The organism is Streptomyces sp. NPDC037401, assembly GCF_055602345.1.
The window spans coordinates 202,120-217,816 of sequence record NZ_JBVJWO010000002.1 but is presented as its reverse complement, the minus strand read 5'-3'; the positions used below and the strand labels follow the sequence as shown (position 1 = coordinate 217,816).

The 15,697-nt window shown below is 73.0% G+C and carries 13 protein-coding genes; 8 read left to right on the top strand and 5 right to left on the bottom strand.

All coding sequences use genetic code 11. The features are described 5' to 3' along the window. Positions 1–377: 377 nt before the first annotated feature. Positions 378–1,142 carry an alpha/beta fold hydrolase gene (locus ACZ7H1_RS02535; RefSeq protein ID WP_470783028.1) on the top strand — a complete coding sequence of 255 codons (765 nt, stop codon included), beginning with the start codon at positions 378–380 and terminating at the stop codon, positions 1,140–1,142. Here the strand turns inward: ACZ7H1_RS02535 and ACZ7H1_RS02530 are convergent. Beyond that, complete coding sequence (locus ACZ7H1_RS02530; protein ID WP_470783026.1) at positions 1,105–1,710, bottom strand: GNAT family N-acetyltransferase; 606 nt, start codon at positions 1,708–1,710, stop codon at positions 1,105–1,107. The two genes, ACZ7H1_RS02535 and ACZ7H1_RS02530, sit on opposite strands and share 38 nt — an antisense overlap. Continuing rightward, positions 1,707–3,764, bottom strand: coding sequence for a penicillin acylase family protein (locus tag ACZ7H1_RS02525; RefSeq protein ID WP_470783025.1), 2,058 nt, complete (start codon positions 3,762–3,764; stop codon positions 1,707–1,709). The genes ACZ7H1_RS02530 and ACZ7H1_RS02525 overlap by 4 nt, the downstream gene beginning before the upstream one ends. 64 nt (positions 3,765–3,828) lie before the next feature. Here ACZ7H1_RS02525 and ACZ7H1_RS02520 point away from each other — a divergent pair, with 64 nt between their 5' ends. After that, positions 3,829–4,551: a siderophore-interacting protein gene (locus tag ACZ7H1_RS02520; protein ID WP_470783023.1), complete on the top strand. Its 723-nt coding sequence runs from the start codon at positions 3,829–3,831 to the stop codon at positions 4,549–4,551. A gap of 722 nt (positions 4,552–5,273) precedes the next feature. Here the strand turns inward: ACZ7H1_RS02520 and ACZ7H1_RS02515 are convergent. Further along, positions 5,274–5,795 (bottom strand): DinB family protein, encoded by a 522-nt coding sequence (locus ACZ7H1_RS02515; protein ID WP_470783175.1) that lies wholly within the window; start codon positions 5,793–5,795, stop codon positions 5,274–5,276. A 47-nt stretch (positions 5,796–5,842) separates the two neighbouring features. After that, complete coding sequence (locus ACZ7H1_RS02510; protein ID WP_470783021.1) at positions 5,843–6,652, bottom strand: GNAT family N-acetyltransferase; 810 nt, start codon at positions 6,650–6,652, stop codon at positions 5,843–5,845. Between the two features lie 79 nt (positions 6,653–6,731). Between ACZ7H1_RS02510 and ACZ7H1_RS02505 the strand changes: the two genes are divergently transcribed. The 6 genes from ACZ7H1_RS02505 to ACZ7H1_RS02480 all read left to right on the top strand — a co-directional run bounded on the left by ACZ7H1_RS02505 (position 6,732) and on the right by ACZ7H1_RS02480 (position 14,365). Further along, the gene (locus tag ACZ7H1_RS02505) at positions 6,732–7,148 is read left to right on the top strand and encodes a cupin domain-containing protein (RefSeq protein ID WP_470783020.1); all 417 of its coding nucleotides are present in this window, start codon (positions 6,732–6,734) and stop codon (positions 7,146–7,148) included. Between the two features lie 251 nt (positions 7,149–7,399). After that, complete coding sequence (locus tag ACZ7H1_RS02500; protein ID WP_470783018.1) at positions 7,400–9,619, top strand: MMPL family transporter; 2,220 nt, start codon at positions 7,400–7,402, stop codon at positions 9,617–9,619. 32 nt (positions 9,620–9,651) lie between these two features. Continuing rightward, the gene (locus tag ACZ7H1_RS02495; protein WP_470783016.1) at positions 9,652–10,200 is read left to right on the top strand and encodes a GNAT family N-acetyltransferase; all 549 of its coding nucleotides are present in this window, start codon (positions 9,652–9,654) and stop codon (positions 10,198–10,200) included. A 138-nt stretch (positions 10,201–10,338) separates the two neighbouring features. Next, positions 10,339–10,872 carry a hypothetical protein gene (locus ACZ7H1_RS02490; protein WP_470783014.1) on the top strand — a complete coding sequence of 178 codons (534 nt, stop codon included), beginning with the start codon at positions 10,339–10,341 and terminating at the stop codon, positions 10,870–10,872. Between the two features lie 212 nt (positions 10,873–11,084). Further along, positions 11,085–11,246, top strand: coding sequence for a hypothetical protein (locus tag ACZ7H1_RS02485; protein ID WP_470783013.1), 162 nt, complete (start codon positions 11,085–11,087; stop codon positions 11,244–11,246). Positions 11,247–11,326: 80 nt separating this feature from the next. Beyond that, complete coding sequence (locus ACZ7H1_RS02480) at positions 11,327–14,365, top strand: helix-turn-helix transcriptional regulator (RefSeq protein WP_470783173.1); 3,039 nt, start codon at positions 11,327–11,329, stop codon at positions 14,363–14,365. A 57-nt stretch (positions 14,366–14,422) separates the two neighbouring features. Here the strand turns inward: ACZ7H1_RS02480 and ACZ7H1_RS02475 are convergent, their stop codons facing one another. Then, on the bottom strand, positions 14,423–15,607 hold the full coding sequence (locus ACZ7H1_RS02475; protein ID WP_470783011.1) for a PQQ-dependent sugar dehydrogenase: 1,185 nt from the start codon (positions 15,605–15,607) through the stop codon (positions 14,423–14,425). Positions 15,608–15,697: the final 90 nt, after the last annotated feature.

Below are 15,697 nucleotides of genomic sequence, written 5' to 3'. Positions count from 1 at the left end.
CGCAGGACGGAGGTGTGCACGGCGGGAAGGCCGCCGACGGCGGGCAACCGCCCACTGGGGGACCTCAGCGATGCCCTCCCAACCGCACGGGTGGTGCGGGTGGGTATCCCCAGCCCGCGCGGAGCGCGGGCGCAGCCCCACCGGCCCGCGCCCGGACCGGTACCGCACCCGCCAGAACGCGCACAGCGGACGGGCGCGGGCGCAGCCCTACCGGCGCCAGCCGGAGCAGCGAGCCCCGCCCAAGCCAAGCGCAGCGGACAGGTTCGAGATCTGATTCTGTAGCGATCGCTAAAGAATGTTGTTATCGTTCAATCTGCAACGATCACTCGGGAAATGCAGGGGGAACTGTGATGTCCGCAGCCACGTACGCTCGCACGGTGCTCAACAAGAGCGGCGGCCCCGGCCTGCTGCTCGCGCACGGCGGGGGAGGGTCCGTGGAGGGGAACTACGGGCCGATCCTCGAAGGGCTCGCCCGGACGCACACCGTCGTCGGTGTCGACTACCCCGGGACCGGCGGCACACCCCGGGCCGACCACCCGCTCACGCTCGACGAGCTGGCCGACGAGCTGGTGGCCGCAGCGGACGCGGAGGGGGTGGAGACGTTCGCGGTGGCCGGGTACTCGCTCGGCGGGAACGTCGCCGTACGGATCGCCACCCGCTACCCCGAGCGCGTGACCGCGCTCGTGCTGACCGCGACCTACGCGAAGGCCGGCCACCGGCTCGGGCTCGTCACCGACCTCTGGGCGCGGCTCGCCGGGACGGGGGACCGGGAGCTGCTGGCGCGGCACCTGGTGCCGCTCGCCATGAGCGCGGCCGCCCTGGAGTCCCTGACGGAAGACCAGGTCGAGGACGTGGTGCGGGCGACCGCGGAAAGCGTCCCGCCGGGCGGCGGCGACCACGCCGCGCTCGTGAAGGGGGCCGACCTGACGGCGGAGCTGGCCGGGATCGGCGTACCGACACTGGTCATCGCGACCACCGAGGACCAGCTCGTCCCCGTGGCGCTGCAGCGGCAGCTGGCCGCCGCCGTTCCCGGCGCCCGGCTCGCGGAACTGCCCACCGGGCATCTTCCGTTCGCCGAGCGGCCGGCGGAGTGGCAGGAGCTGATCAGCGGCTTCTTGGCTGAGCCCCGGCGAACTCCGTGAGGAAGGCCAGCTGTGCCGGCTTGGCCGGCAGGTAGACCTCGGGCAGGTCGATCTCCGGGAGTTCGACCTGCGGCCCGAGCTCGAAGCCGTGGCGCTGCAGGAGTGCGACCGCCTTGGTGTTGCGGGGGTCCGGGTCGGCGATGAGCCGGCGGGCGCCCGAGGCGAACAGGTACGTGACGAACGCACTCAGCAGCGCTCCGGTGAAGCCGCGCTCGGAGCCGTCGGGGGCCGGGGCGATGAGCAGGTGCACACCGGTGTCGCCGGGCTGCACCTCGTAGCACTCGCTCACCCGGTCCTCGGCGGCGTCGTACATCTGGAACAGCGCGACGGGAACCCCGTCGCGGCGCACCACGAACGCGTGGTGCGTGGTGCGGCGGTCCACGTCCTCGTAGATCTCGCGGACGAGTTCGAGGCTCGCGTCGGCCATGCCCCAGAAGCGCGCGCGCTCCTGCGTGACCCAGCCGTGGATCAGCGGCGCGTCGTCGGCCGGGTCCACCGGGGTGATCGAAATGGTGCCGAAGCCCTCGACGTCCTCGACGTGTACGGGTTCACGGGTGCTGACGCTCATATGGATTCCTTGGTGAGCCGGGCCCAGTCGGTGACGACGGGGACGAGTTCGCCCCGGGCCCAGAGATCGAGCTGATCGCGGTGGTGGGTGGTACCGGTGACGCCGTCGGCGCCCAGCGGCACCACCCAGCGGCTCTCCTCGCGCCGCGCCAGGTCCCAGACGTAACGGGCCGACGGGCCGCGGGCGGTGAGGTCGGTGAATCCCGGCACGCTGGAGGTGGCGAGCACGCAGTCGTGGTCGCCGCCCAGACCGGGCCATTCGGCGTCCGGGTCGGGCAGGGCCTGCCAGGGCGTGAGGCGGTGCGCCTCGGCCCACTGCACGGGCTGCTCGCCCCGGGCGGCGACCTCCTCCAGCGCGGACCGTACGAGCGCCGGGCGGTCGAGTCCGGGGAGGAGGTGCGTGGTGAGGATGCCCTCCAGGGCGTAGCCCACCTTGGGTACGAGGTACAGCCACGGGTGGAAGACCTCGGGGGCGCCCGGGACGCCGGAGAGTTCGGCCAGCGCCGGGTCGGCGGCGATCCGGCGGACGACGGCGGTGCGCAGGGCGGCGAACAGCGTCGCGTCCGTGCTGTCGGCGTCCATGTGCCGGTTCCAGGCCAGCAGGCGCTCGCGCACCTCCTCGGCCTCGGCGGACAGGTCCGTCAGCGGCCGCAGGACGTCGAGCAGCGGGCCGGCGGAGGCGAGGTACGTGTCCATGTGGATCGTGGCCATGCCGTCCGCGGTCCAGTCGGCCGAGCCGCTGAGCAGCTCGCGGATCCGGTCGGCGCGGTGCGGGGGAGCGAACTCGATGCCGAACGGCGAAGCGATCCCGCGGGCGTTGGCCATGACGGCGAAGCCCTGCACCGGCTCGGCGGTGGTCTGCGCCCACCCCTGCCACTCGTGGCCGGGCTCCCAGGCGGGAACCAGGCGCAGCCGGTTGGCCTGCGCCCGCTCGGGTACGGCGCCCGCGACGCGGTGCAGCAGGCCGCCGTCGGTGTCGGCGGCGTGGACGACGTTCACGGGCTCGGCCCAGCGGTCGAAGGCCCGGTCGATGTCGGCGACCGTACGGGCGCGCAGCAGGGCGGGAAGGGCGGCGAAGCCGAGGTCCGCGCGGACGCGGGGCGGGTAGCGGAGGCTGACGTGCTCCTCGCCCTCGGCGATGCCCGCGAGGTGGCCGGCGATGACCGGGCCGCGCGGCGTTTCGAGGATCTCGACGGTGACCGGCTCGGATCCCGCGACCTCGATGGTCTCGGTGTGCCCGGTGACGGGCTCCCAGGTGCCGTCCGGGCCGAGGGCCTCGGCGCCGGCGGGGGTCTCGCGCAGGCGCTCCCGGTAGAGGTCGTGGTAGTCGGCCATGGCGTTGGTGATGGCCCAGGCGGCGGTGCCGGTGTGGCCGAAGTGCCCGAGGCCGGGGATGCCGGGGACGGCCAGGCCGAGGACGTCGAACTCCGGGCAGGCGAGCCGGATCTGCTGGTAGATGCCCGGGTCCTCGATGAACCGGTGCGGGTCTCCGGCGATGAGGGCGGAGCCGGTGGTGGTGCGGTCGCCCGGGACCATCCAGCCGTTGCTGCCGGAGGTGCCGGGGCCGTCCGTGGCGAAGAGGGTGATCGCGTCGTCGCCGAGGGCGCGGGCGACCTGCTCGCGCCAGATCTTGGTCGGGAACCCGGCGAACAGGATGTGCGTGGAGATCCAGATGCCGAGGGGAACCCAGGGCTCCCAGGGGGTGGGGTCGAGCTTCACGGCAGCGAAGCGGTCGTCGCGGGCGACACCCGCCGCCATGCCCTCGTTGACCCCGTCCACATAGGCGCGTACCCAGTCGGCGGTCTCGTCGTCCAGCGCCTCGAAGCAGCGGCGGGCGGTGTCGTCGAGCCGGGACTGCCGGGCGAACCGGTCCCAGACCACGGACTCCGGCCCGAGGAACGCGGCAGTGGTGCCCTGCGAGCGGCGGCGCTCCACCTCCAGCTGCCAGGCGCGGTCGCCTGCAGTGACGCGGCCCTGGGCGAAGGCGAGTTCGCGGGCGTCGGATGCGCGCAGATGCGGGACGCCCCAGGCGTCGCGGTAGACCTCGATGCTCACACTGCTCCCCGAATGCATTAGGTTAGGCTGGCCTAAGCATAGGACACGGTAAGAGGGGGACGGCGTGGCAGGTCATGGCTGGGAGGGAGTGGTCCTCAAGCTGCTTCGGGGCAAGGACTTCACCTTCACGGTGACGGGGGCGGAAGACGTCACGGAGAACTACCGCCGCGTGCACATGGAGGACGGCGGGCTGCTCGCGGCTGCGGGCACGCACCCCACCATGTGGGTGCGCCTGTGGTTCAAGGACGACGGCAAGCCGCACCAGCGCGCGTACACGCTCGTCGACCCGGATCCGGAACGAGGCGTCTTCACCCTGGAGTTCGCCCTCCACGACGGCATCGCGAGCGACTGGGCACGCCGGGCGAAGCCGGGGGACACCATCGAGGCCACCGTGCAGGGTACGGGCTTCACGGACCCGCAGCCGGCGCCGCCCCGCCTCTTCGTGATCGGCGACCCGGCCTCGCTGCCGGCGATCAACTCCCTGCTGGACGCGTACCCGCAGGCGCCGGCGACGATCTGGTTCGAAACGCAGCACGCGTCCGACGAGGACCTGCCGATACGGCTCGACCCGGAGCGCCACGAACTCCGCCGCGTCGCCCGCACCGAAGACGGCGGCCTGGCGGCCGCGGTGCAGTCCCAGCTCCCCGACCTGCTCGGAGACCCGGCCCAGGCGTACGTCTGGCTGGCCAGCGAGGCGGCGACGACGCGCACGCTGACGTCCTTCCTCCGCAAGGAGCTGGCGCTCCCGAAGACGCGGGTGAACGCGCTGGGCTACTGGCGGGCCTAGCGGGCCGACTGGCGCCGGCGGGGCTGCGCCCGCGCTCCGCGCGGGCTGGGGATACCGGCCCGCACCACCCGTGCGGGCCGGTGGGCAAGGCTGAGGCCCCCCAGTGGGCGACCACCCACCGCCGGTGGCTTCCCCGCCGTGCCGTCCATCGTCCTGCGTCCTGACGGCCGCCCAGCCGAGCTCTACTCCCGACAGGCATCCGCCGCGGGCCGGCCGCGGCTGCCTGGCGACCGCTGGCCGCCAATCGGCCTCGGCTGTGTAGCGACCGTGGGCGGCCTATGCTCGGCCACGGACGGCCGTCGGCCGCCGGTCGGCCGCCGGTGTGTAGCGATCGTGGGCGGCTTGTGCACGGCCACGGTCGGCCGCCGGCCGCCGAGTCGGCCGCGGCTGTGTAGCGATCTGTCGCGTGCCTTTCCGCCCGGAGGGCGGCACCCCGCGCCCCCGACCCCGCTCCGCGGGCCCAGGGGGACCGGCACCGGGTCCCGTCCCCCCTGCCGTCCCTCCCCCTCCGGGGGATGCTCGCAAGTCTGTGGACTTCCGGGACGGGACGGGCGGTCAAGGGTGGAGCGAAGCGGAATCGCGAAGCGACGCGACCGAAGGGAGCGCCCTTGAGGGCACGGCCCGGCACGGACGGACACTCAGACATGCGGGCAGACCACGGAGAACCATCCAAACCCCGACCCACCGCAAACCCGCCCCCATCACCCCGTCACCCCGGCCCCCTACGCCCCCACCACCCCGTCGATCGCCTCGCGCAGGAAATCCGCGTGGCCGTTGTGCCTGGCGTACTCGTTGAGGACGTGGAGCATCACCATCCGCAGGGAGACCTCCCCGCCCCACCGCGCGCTGTAGGCCGTCACGTCCAGTGACTCCGCCGCCGCCTCAATGCGACGGGCCCGCTCGATCTCGGACTGCCAGGCGGCGAAGGCCTCCGCCCGCGTGGCCGTGCCCGTGCCCGTGGCCGTGCCCGTGCCCGTGCCCGTGCCACGGCTCGTGTCATAAGCGACCTGGAAGTCGCCGTCCGCCGACCACACGAGGGGAACGTCCTCGCCGTCGATGGTGCGGCGGAACCACGCCCGCTCCACCTCGGCCATGTGACGGACCAGCCCCAGCAGGGACAGGGAGGACGGCGGGCTCGCCTGCCGGCGCAGTTCCTCGTCCGTCAGCCCCTCGCACTTCATGGCGAGCGTGGCCCGGTGGTAATCGAGGAACGCCCGCAGCGTCTCGCGTTCGCCACCGGCCATCGGCGGCCCGACGCGCGAGTCCGTAGTCGCCGCCGCCAGCCCGTCGCTCACCGCCGGGCCTCCCACACGTACTCCGTGGTCGTGCCCAGCGCGGCGAACCCCAGCCGCTCCAGGATCGGCCGGCTGTGCTCGGAGGCGTCGACCTGGAGGTACGGGATGCCCAGGCGGGCCGCGATCACGGCCCGGTAGGCGACGATGCCGCGGTAGATGCCCTTGCCGCGCCACTCCTCGACCGTCCCGCCGCCCCACAGGCCCGCGAACCGCGCCCCCTCGAGCATCTCCAGCCGGGCAGCGCTCACCGGCCGGTCCCCTGCCATCGCGACCACCGCGGCGATCCTGTCCGGCTCCTCGGTCACCCGGGTCAGCAGCTGGTGCCGCAGGTCGGGACGGGCAGGGCCGCCGAAGGCCAGGTCGTGGACCTCCATCATCAGATCGACGCCCGCCGCGTCGGTCACCGGCTCCAGCCGGACGCCGGGCGGGAGTGTCACCTCGGTCGGCAGCTCGGAGACCCGGGCGACCATCAGGGTCTCGGGCTCCCCGGCCGCAAATCCGGCCGCGAGCAGCCGCGCGCCGAGGTCCGCCGGGCCGTCGTGGGCGTACAGCTTCCACTCCCAGGTCCGGGCGCCGCCTTCCACGCCGGCGAAGTACGCCACCTGTGCGGCGATCGCTGCATCCGCCGTGGACTCGTCGAGGTCCGACCAGACGACGCCGTTGAACCCGAGCGGCGGGGCGGTCTGCCGTACGACGGTCCCGCCGGCCCCCACCGCCACCCGTTCGACCCGGCTGTCCGGCCCGTCCGGCCGGGCTGCCCGCCGCATCTCCCGGTCGTACAGGGCCAAAACCTGTGTGTGATCCATGCGCCCCACCCCAACAGCCGCGCTCGCTCCCCGGCAACCGAATAACCAGCCGGTCGGCCGCCCACTAGCCTCGGTCTGCATGGACGACAACACCGACAACACCGACAACATCACGGTGGACGACAACACCGGGACGGACGAAGACAACGTCTACGTCGGCAACGCCGGCAAGGACGCCCCGCTCGACCACGGCTGGCTGCTCGGTCACTTCAAGGACCCCGCCGACCCCCGCCACAGCGAGGACGTAGAGATCAAATGGGGTGTCCATCCGCGGGGCGACCGGCGCGCCCAATGGGTGCGGGGCGAGGCACGGACGGCCTTGCAGGTGCTGATCAGCGGGCGCTTCCGGGTGGAGCTCCCGGGGCGGGAGGTCGTACTCGCCGAACAGGGCGACTACGTGGTGTGGGGCCGGGGGGTCGACCACTCCTGGTACGCCGAGGAGGACTCGGTCGTACTCACGGTGCGCTGGCCGTCCCTCCCCGGCTACCGCGCATGACCCACCCACCCCAGCACGGCCCACCCACCCGCGCATGTCCCGCATCCCCTGTCCCGGGCCGAAAGGCCCCTACCTGCGCGTACCCCTGTGACGATGCACACGAAAGGGGCTAACGATCACGTTTCGCTGCGATCGTGTCGGTATGGCCCGTTAGGTCAGTTCGGGTCAGGTTAGTCAGTCAGTCAGTCAGTCGGTCAGGTCAGGCATCGGGCGTTCCCGGTAAAGATCCGAACCCCCAGGGAGCGCGTCCGTTGGCAGCAATCGCACGGTGGTGCATGCAGCACCGCCTCGTCGCCGTTCTGCTCTGGCTTCTCGCGCTCGGCGGCACCGCGGCCGCCGCCACCGTCGCCGGAACCGCGTATTCCAACAATTACGAGGTCCCGGGCACCGAGTCCGGCAAGGCGACCGAGCTGCTGCGTGCCGGGTTCCACGGCCAGGGCGGGGACACCGACACCGTCGTGTGGCGCACCCCCGCCGGGCAGAGCGCCCGCACCCCCGAGGTCGAACAGCGCATGACGCGCGCCCTCGACACCATCGCCGACCTGCCCGGCGTCGGCTCCGTGGCCGGACCGTACAGCCCCGAGGGCACTCCCCAGATCAGCGCCGACGGGCGCACCGCGTACGCCGTCGTCACCTTCGACGAGCAGGCCGACCAGGTACCCGTCGCCCAGGCCGCCGCCGTCGTCGACGCCGCCAAGGCCGCCGAAGGGGACGGGCTCCAGGTCGAGCTCGGCGGCAGCGCCATCGGCCTCACCGAGGCTCCCGGATCGCACCTCGCCGAGGCCATCGGCGTGGCCGTGGCGGCCGTGGTCCTCTTCCTCGCCTTCGGGTCGCTCGCCGCCAGCCTGCTGCCGATCGCCACCGCGCTGGTCAGCGTCGGCACCGCCTACTCCGGCATCGTGCTGCTCGGCCACGCCATGCCGGTCGCCGACTTCGCGCCCATGCTCGGCCTGCTCGTCGGCCTCGGCGTGGGCATCGACTACGCGCTCTTCATCGTCACGAGGCACCGCAAGGGCCTCAAACGCGGTCTCTCCGTCGACGAGGCAGCGCGCAACGCCGTCGCGACCACCGGGCGGGCCGTCGTCTTCGCCGGCGCGACCGTCTGCATCGCCCTCCTCGGCATGCTGATCCTGCGGCTGAACTTCCTCAACGGCGTCGCCATCGCCGCCTCGCTCACCGTCGTGCTGACCGTCGCCGCCTCCGTGACGCTGCTGCCCGCCCTCCTCTCGTACATCGGGATGCGGGCCCTGTCCCGGCGCGAGCGGCGCAAGCTCGCCGAGGAAGGGCCGCAGACGGACGAGCTCACCGGCTTCGCGGCCCGCTGGTCCGCCTTCGTGGAGCGGCACCCCAAGCTGCTCGGCCTGGTCGCCGCCGCCGTCATGGCCGTGCTCGCACTGCCCACGCTCTCCCTCCACCTCGGCACGTCCGACCAGGGGAACAACCCGTCGACCTCCACCACCCGGCAGGCCTACGACCTGCTCGCCGAAGGCTTCGGACCCGGCGTGAACGGGCCGCTGACCCTCGTCGCGCACCTCGACGGGGCCAGCGACCGGGTGGCCTTCGACCGGCTCGCCGAATCCGTACGCTCCGCCCCGGGTGTCGCCGGGACCGGGCACACGGTGCTCAACCGCAGCGGTGACACCGCCGTACTGACCGTCGTACCGGAGTCCTCGCCCCAGTCCAAGGACACCAGCGCGCTCGTCGACCGGCTCCGCGACGAGGTCATTCCGGAGGCCGGCCAGGGCAGCTCGATGGAGGTGTACGTCGGCGGCGTGACGGCCGGATACGACGACTTCGCCGAGGTCATCGTCGGCAAGCTGCCGCTCTTCGTCGGCGTGGTCATCGCACTCGGCTGCGCCCTGCTGCTCCTGGCCTTCCGGTCCATCGGCATCCCCCTCAAGGCCGCCGCGATGAACGTGGCCGCCGTCGCCTCCTCCTTCGGCATCGTCGTGGCGGTCTTCCAGTGGGGCTGGGGTAGCGAGCCGATGGGGCTGGGCAGTGCAGGTCCCATCGAGCCGTTCCTACCGGTGATCATGGTCTCGGTGCTCTTCGGCCTGTCCATGGACTACCAGGTCTTCCTGGTGAGCCGGATGTACGAGGAGTGGCTGGAGACCGGGGACAACCAGCGGGCGGTACGGGTCGGCCTCGCCGAGACCAGCCGGGTCATCAACTCGGCGGCCGTCATCATGATCTCCGTCTTCCTGGCCTTCGTGCTCAGCGGGGACCGGCTCATCGCGATGTTCGGCATCGCACTCGCCGCGGCCGTCGCCCTGGACGCCTTCGTGCTCCGCACCCTGCTGGTACCGGCCCTCATGCACATGCTCGGCGGCGCCAACTGGTGGCTGCCGGCCTGGCTCGACCGGCGACTGCCCCGGATCAGCATCGAGCCTCCCGACTGCGTGCGGCATGCGACACTTCCGTCGCAGCGGGTGAGCGAAGACAGCGCAGAGCCCTCTGCGCTGTCCCGCTGACCGCCCGGTTACCGCCGTAAGGAACCCGCCGCATGTTCTCGATAGCCCTGGCCGACGACGCCCAGCTGTTCCCCCTGGAGATCCACCACGCCGAGGAGTTCCTCGCGCACATCGACCGGGGCCGTGACTTCATCGGTCAGCACGTGGGCTTCCCGGACCGGACCACCGACCTGGAATCCGCCCGCAAGCTGCTGGGCGACTTCGCGCAGAAGGCCGCCGCCGACGGCGGTCGGCTCTTCGGCATCCGCGTCGACGGCAAGCTCGTCGGCGGTGTCCTCTACCGGGACTTCGACGCCGCCGCGGGCAACTGCGAGGTCGGCTGCTGGCTGGAGCCGGAGGCGGCGGGACGGGGCCTGGTCACCAAGGCGTGCCGGGTGCTGATCGACTGGGCGATCCGCGAGCGCGGCATGCACCGGGTGGAGTGGCACGTCTCCACCGCCAACGAGAAGAGCATCGCCGTCGCCGAGCGGCTCGGGCTGACCCGCGAGGGCGTCCTGCGCGAGAACTACCTGCACCGCGGGGTCCGCCAGAGCACCGAGGTCTGGTCCGTCCTCGCCCACGAGTGGGACCCCAAGGCCTGACCGGCGGTTCCGGCCATGCAGGCTCTCCCCGGCGCACCGGGGAGAGCCGCTGCCTGACCCGGCCCGGTGCCCACCGTGCCCGCGCCTGACCGGCGGCCCTCTCAGGAACCTCTCAGAAACGCCGCCTACGGTGCCCGCATGGACACCAAGAAGATCGACGACGCCCCCGCGGACGAAGCGGCCGTCGAGCAGGACCTCCTCGGCACGCGCGACGCGGACGACGACGAGGCCACCCCCGCCGGCGAGCCCGTCGCGGACGAGCTGGACACGCACCGGCCCACCGGCGTGGCCGCAGCGGCCGCAGCCGTCGTCGGCACCGGCCTCGGCGTGGTCGCCCTCAGCGGCAGCTGGGTGTCCCGGATCCTCACCGAACGGCAGACCCTCATAGGCCAGATCGAGTCGGCCACCGCGAACTCCACCCAGGAGAAGATCACCGCCCTGTACGGCGACCCGTGGCACATGACCGCCCTGGTCAACGGCGGTTTTGCGGCCCTCGCCCTGCTCATCGGACTCTTCGTGCTGGTCCGCCCCGCCTTCGGCACCCCCGGCCCCGCGCTGCCCACCTGGGTCCGCGCCTTCTCCTGGGCCGCAGTGGTCCTCGGCCTCCTCGGCGTCCTCGTCTCCGCGGTCATGTACCTCGACGTCCTCGCGCCCCTCCCCACCGCCCCTTAAGGCACGTCAGACCCGCCGGAGGCCCGGCTGGACACCGGCACGGGCATCGGCCTAGGCACCGGCTTAGGCCGCCCCGGGAACCCCGGCTCCGGGACTAAGGCCCCCTGGCCCGCACAGATGCGGCAGTCGCCCGATGTGCCGGCACCCCCTGGCACGCGAATCTTGGATCACACCGAACGAGGTGCCCAGGAATCCAGTCAGGGGAGAACGAGATGTTCGAGTACGAGATCGCCACGCTGCGCCGCGCCGACCTGATCCGCGAGGCCGACGCGTACCGCCGGGTGAAGGCGCTCCGCCGGTCCGCCGTATCCGGCACGGACGAACCGGAGGGGACGGTGAAGTCCAGCCCCCACCCGTTCGCCAAGGCCGCGTAACGCGCGCGGCAGCGGTCGGAATCCGTCACATCATGACGCCCGCAGTGATAACGAGTGCCGCCGGACCGGATCTCTGTGCGATGCTCGGCGGCGTGGAGACCAGATCCGTCAGCCCGGTGTTCGTCGGCCGTGCCGATGAACTGGCCGTACTCACCGATGCACTCGCCCGCGCCGCCGGGCAGGAGCCGCAGGCCCTGCTCATCGGCGGCGAGGCCGGAGTCGGCAAGACCCGGCTCACCGAGGAGTTCCTCTGCGAGGCCGCCCGGCGCGACGCGGTCGTGGCCGTCGGAGGCTGTGTCGAGATCGGGGCGGAGGGGCTTCCCTTCGCCCCCTTCTCCGCTGCACTGCGCGCCCTGCGCCGGATGCTCCCCGAACAGCTCGCCGCCGCCGCGGCCGGCCAGGAGGATGAACTCGCCCGCATCCTGCCCGAACTCGGCGACACCCCCAAGGGGCCCCACGACGAGGAGAGCACCGCACGGCTCTTCGAACTCACCGCCCGGCTGCTGGAGAAGCTCGCCGCCGACCGCACCGTCGTGATCGTCCTGGAGGACCTGCACTGGGCGGACACCTCCACCCGGCACCTCCTGTCCTACCTCTTCCGCACCCTGGTCCGCGGCCGCCTGGTCCTCGTCGCCACCTACCGCGCCGACGACGTCCACCGCCGCCACCCGCTGCGCCCCCTGCTCGCCGAACTCGACCGGCTGCGCACCGTCCAGCGCGTCGAGCTCTCCCGCTTCAACCGCGCCGAGGTCCGCCGCCAGCTCACCGGCATCCTCTCCACGGCGCCCGACGAGACGTTCGTCGACACCGTCTTCAACCGCTCCGACGGCAACGCCTTCTTCGTCGAGGAACTCGTCGCCTCCATGAAGAGCGGCTGCCGCACCGGCCTCACCGAATCGCTGCGCGACCTGCTGCTCGTCCGTGTCGAGGTGCTCCCCGAAGCCGCCCAGCGCGTCGCGCGCCTGGTCGCCGAGGGAGGCTCCACCGTCGAGTACCCGCTGCTCCTCGCCGTCGCCCAGCTCTCCGAGGACGAGCTGATCGAGGCCCTGCGCGCGGCCGTCGGCGCCAACATCCTCCTCGCCACCCCCGACGGCGACGGCTACCGCTTCCGGCACTCCCTCGTCCGCGAGGCCGTCAGCGACGACCTCCTCCCCGGCGAACGATCCCGCGTCAACCGGCGCTACGCCGAAGCCCTCGAAGCCGACGACTCGCTCGTCCGGGCCGAGGAGCGCGTCATCCGGCTCGCCAGCTACTGGTACTACGCCCACGACGCGGCCAAGGCCCTGCCCGCCGTCCTGGAGGCGTCCGTCGCCGCCCGGCGCCGGCACGCCTACTCCGAGCAGCTGCGCCTTCTGGAACGCGCCCTGGACCTGTGGGACGACGCGCCGCAGGAAGTCCGCGACTCGCTCCGCCCCGCCGACGACGCCGCGGTGTACCCGCCATGCGGCTGCGACCCCGAGACCACCCCGCTGGTCCGCCTCGACCTGCTGGCCGAAGCCACCGTCGCCGCCCGGTTCGGCGGCGAGCGCGAACGCGCCCTGAAGCTGACCAAGACGGCGCTGCGCATGCTGGAGGACGAGAAGGACCCGCTGCGCGCCGCGTGGTTCTGGACGGAGCGCTCGCGGCTCGTCTCCAGCCTCGCCCGCGGCGACGGCTGGGAGGAGCTCGCCATCGCCCAAGAGCTTGTTCGCGGGCTGCCCCCGTCCCAGGTGCACGCCGAGGTACTCGTCCTGGCGGCCGGCTGGGGCATGCTCCACAAGCCCGGCCCGAACAACCTCGCCCTTGCCGAACGGGCCGTGGAGTACGCCCGGATGATCGGTGCCGAGGAGATCGAGCTCAACGCCCGCATCACCGTCGGCTGCCTGGTCGCCGACACCGACAGCGAGCGCGGGCTCGCCGAGATGCACGCGGTCAAGGACCGCGCCGCCGAACTCGGCCTTGCCATGCTCGTGGCACGCGCACATATCAACATCACCTCTCAGCTGGAGCACGTCGGCCGGTCCCGGGAATCCGTGGACGTGGCCGCACAGGGTCTGGAACGCATACGCGAGTACCGCCTCTACGACTCCGAGGCCTGGGTCAGCGGCAACATGTCCGAGTCCCTCTACAGCCTCGGACGCTGGGACGAGTCGGCCGAGAGCGCCCGGCGCACCCTGACCACCGCGCAGAGCGCCAAACCGCGCGGCTCCGCCTCGGCCCGCCTGGCCTATCTCGCCCTGGCCCGCGGCGAGCTGACCGAAGCCGCGACCCAGCTCGCCGCCGCCCACGCGCACTTCGGCCCGCACGAGAACTCCCCGCAGCACCGCATCCCGCTCTTCCGCCTCGCCGTGGGCATCGCGGCAGGTCAAGGACGCATCCTCGATGCCCGCGCCGAGCTGGCCAAGGCGGTCGAATTCGGCTTCCCGCTGGGCAACCACCGGTACGCGTGGCCCGTGCTGCTCGCGTCCGCCTCGGCGGAGGCCGACGCCCGGGGCCTGCCCGCCGCCGACCCCGGCCGGGAGGCGGCGCTCGAACTGATCCGCACCGAGGCCCGCAAGCTCCCCGCCCCGATCCCCGTGTGGCAGGGCCACGCCGACTACGTCCGGGCCGAGCTGCTGCGCGCCGAGGGCCAGGACACCGTCGCCGACTGGGAGCGGGCCGAGAGCGTGATCCGCCCCCTGGAGCGCCCGTACCTGCTGGCGCGGGTGCGCTACCGGCTCGGCGAGGCCATGCTCGCGGCGGGCGGCGACCGCGACGCGGCCGCGGCCCTGCTCCGGGACGCCCTGGAGGCCGCCGAGAGCCTGGGATCACGCCGCCTGCGCGAGGACCTGGCGCTGCTCGCGCAGCGCGCCCGGCTGCCGCTGACCGCCCCCGAGGCGCTGCACGGCCCCGCCGCGACCGCCGAGGACCCGGTCGAAGCCCTGGGCCTCACCAGCCGCGAGCGCGACGTCCTCAGCCTGGTCGCCGTCGGCCGCAGCAACCGCCAGATCGCCGAGGAGCTCTTCATCTCCCCGAAGACGGCCAGCGTCCACGTCTCGAACATCCTGGGCAAGCTGGGTGTCGCCGGCCGCGGCGAGGCTGCGGCCCTGGCCCACCGCCTCAGGCTCTTCGGCCCCCCGGCAGGCCCTCAGGGGGTATGAGCCCACGCGGTGCCCGCAGGGGCGGTGCCCGGAAGGCGTCCGGGCACCTGCGCCTGCTCACCGGACCGTCAGGGACAGGATCCGGTCGTCGCCCCCGCCCGGCGACCCCCGTCCGTCCGTCTCGCTGGTGACCAGCAGCATGCGATCGCCCCCGAGCGAGGTCACCGTCCGCAGGCGGCCGTACTTCTCCGTCAGGAAGGCCTCCGGCGGGGCCGCCGCCCGGGTGCCGTCGAGCGGGATCCGCCACAGCCGCTCGCCCCGGAGCCCGGCCATCCAGATCGAGCCCTTCGCCCAGGCGATCCCGCTGGGCGACGCCTGGTCGGTCCGCCACTGGGCCACCGGGTCCTTGAACCCGGCCTTGCCCGCCTTGCCCTCCGCCTCGGGCCAGCCGTAGTTGCCGCCCGGCTCGATCACGTTCAGCTCGTCCCACGTGTTCTGCCCGAACTCCGCGGCCCACAGCCGCTTGTCCGCGTCCCACGCGAGCCCCTGCACGTTCCGGTGCCCGTACGAGTAGACGACCGAGTCCGCCTCGGGGTTGCCGTGCACCGGCTCGCCGTCCGGAGTCATCCGCAGGATCTTCCCGCCCAGGGACTTCTTGTCCTGTGCCAGGCCCGTGTCGCCGGTCTCGCCCGTCCCCGCGTACAGCATCCGGTCCGGGCCGAAGGCGATCCGGCCGCCGTTGTGGATCAGCCCCTTGGGGATGCCGCGGAACACCGTGTCCGGCGCGCCCAGCTGCTGCCCCGCCGGTCTCTTCTCGTCGTACCGCATCCGCGCGATGCGGTTGTCCGACTCCGTCGTGAAGTAGGCGTAGACCAGCTTGTCCGAGGCGTACGAGGGGGAGAGCGCGAGCCCCATCAGACCGCCTTCACCGCCCGCTGCGACCCCCGGCACCTCGCCGATCACCGTCGTCCTGCCGGTGTCCCCGTCGACCCGGCTCACCGTCCCCTCGTCCCGCGAGGCGACCAGCAGGTCCCCGTCGGGCAGCGGGGCCACGCCCCACGGGCTCCGCAGCCCCTTGGCCGCCTCGCCCGTGACCGTCACCGCCCCCTTCGCCGACGGCACCGGGCCGGTGGGCGAGGCCCCCGACGGGCTGCCCGACGCCCCCGGCGACCCGGCCGGGGCTCCCGGGGAAGCCGTCCCCCCGGAACCGGCGCCGTCCCCCGACGAGCAGCCCGCCACCAGCATCGCGCCGCACCCGGCCAGCACCCCGGCCGTCACCACACCCCTCGCGCGCATGTGCATGGCCCCGCTCCCTTCAGTCCCGCCTAGGTCCTCCCGCCTGCCTACACATGACACAACAGCGCCCACGCCCCCCTGAGTTCCACCTCTCGT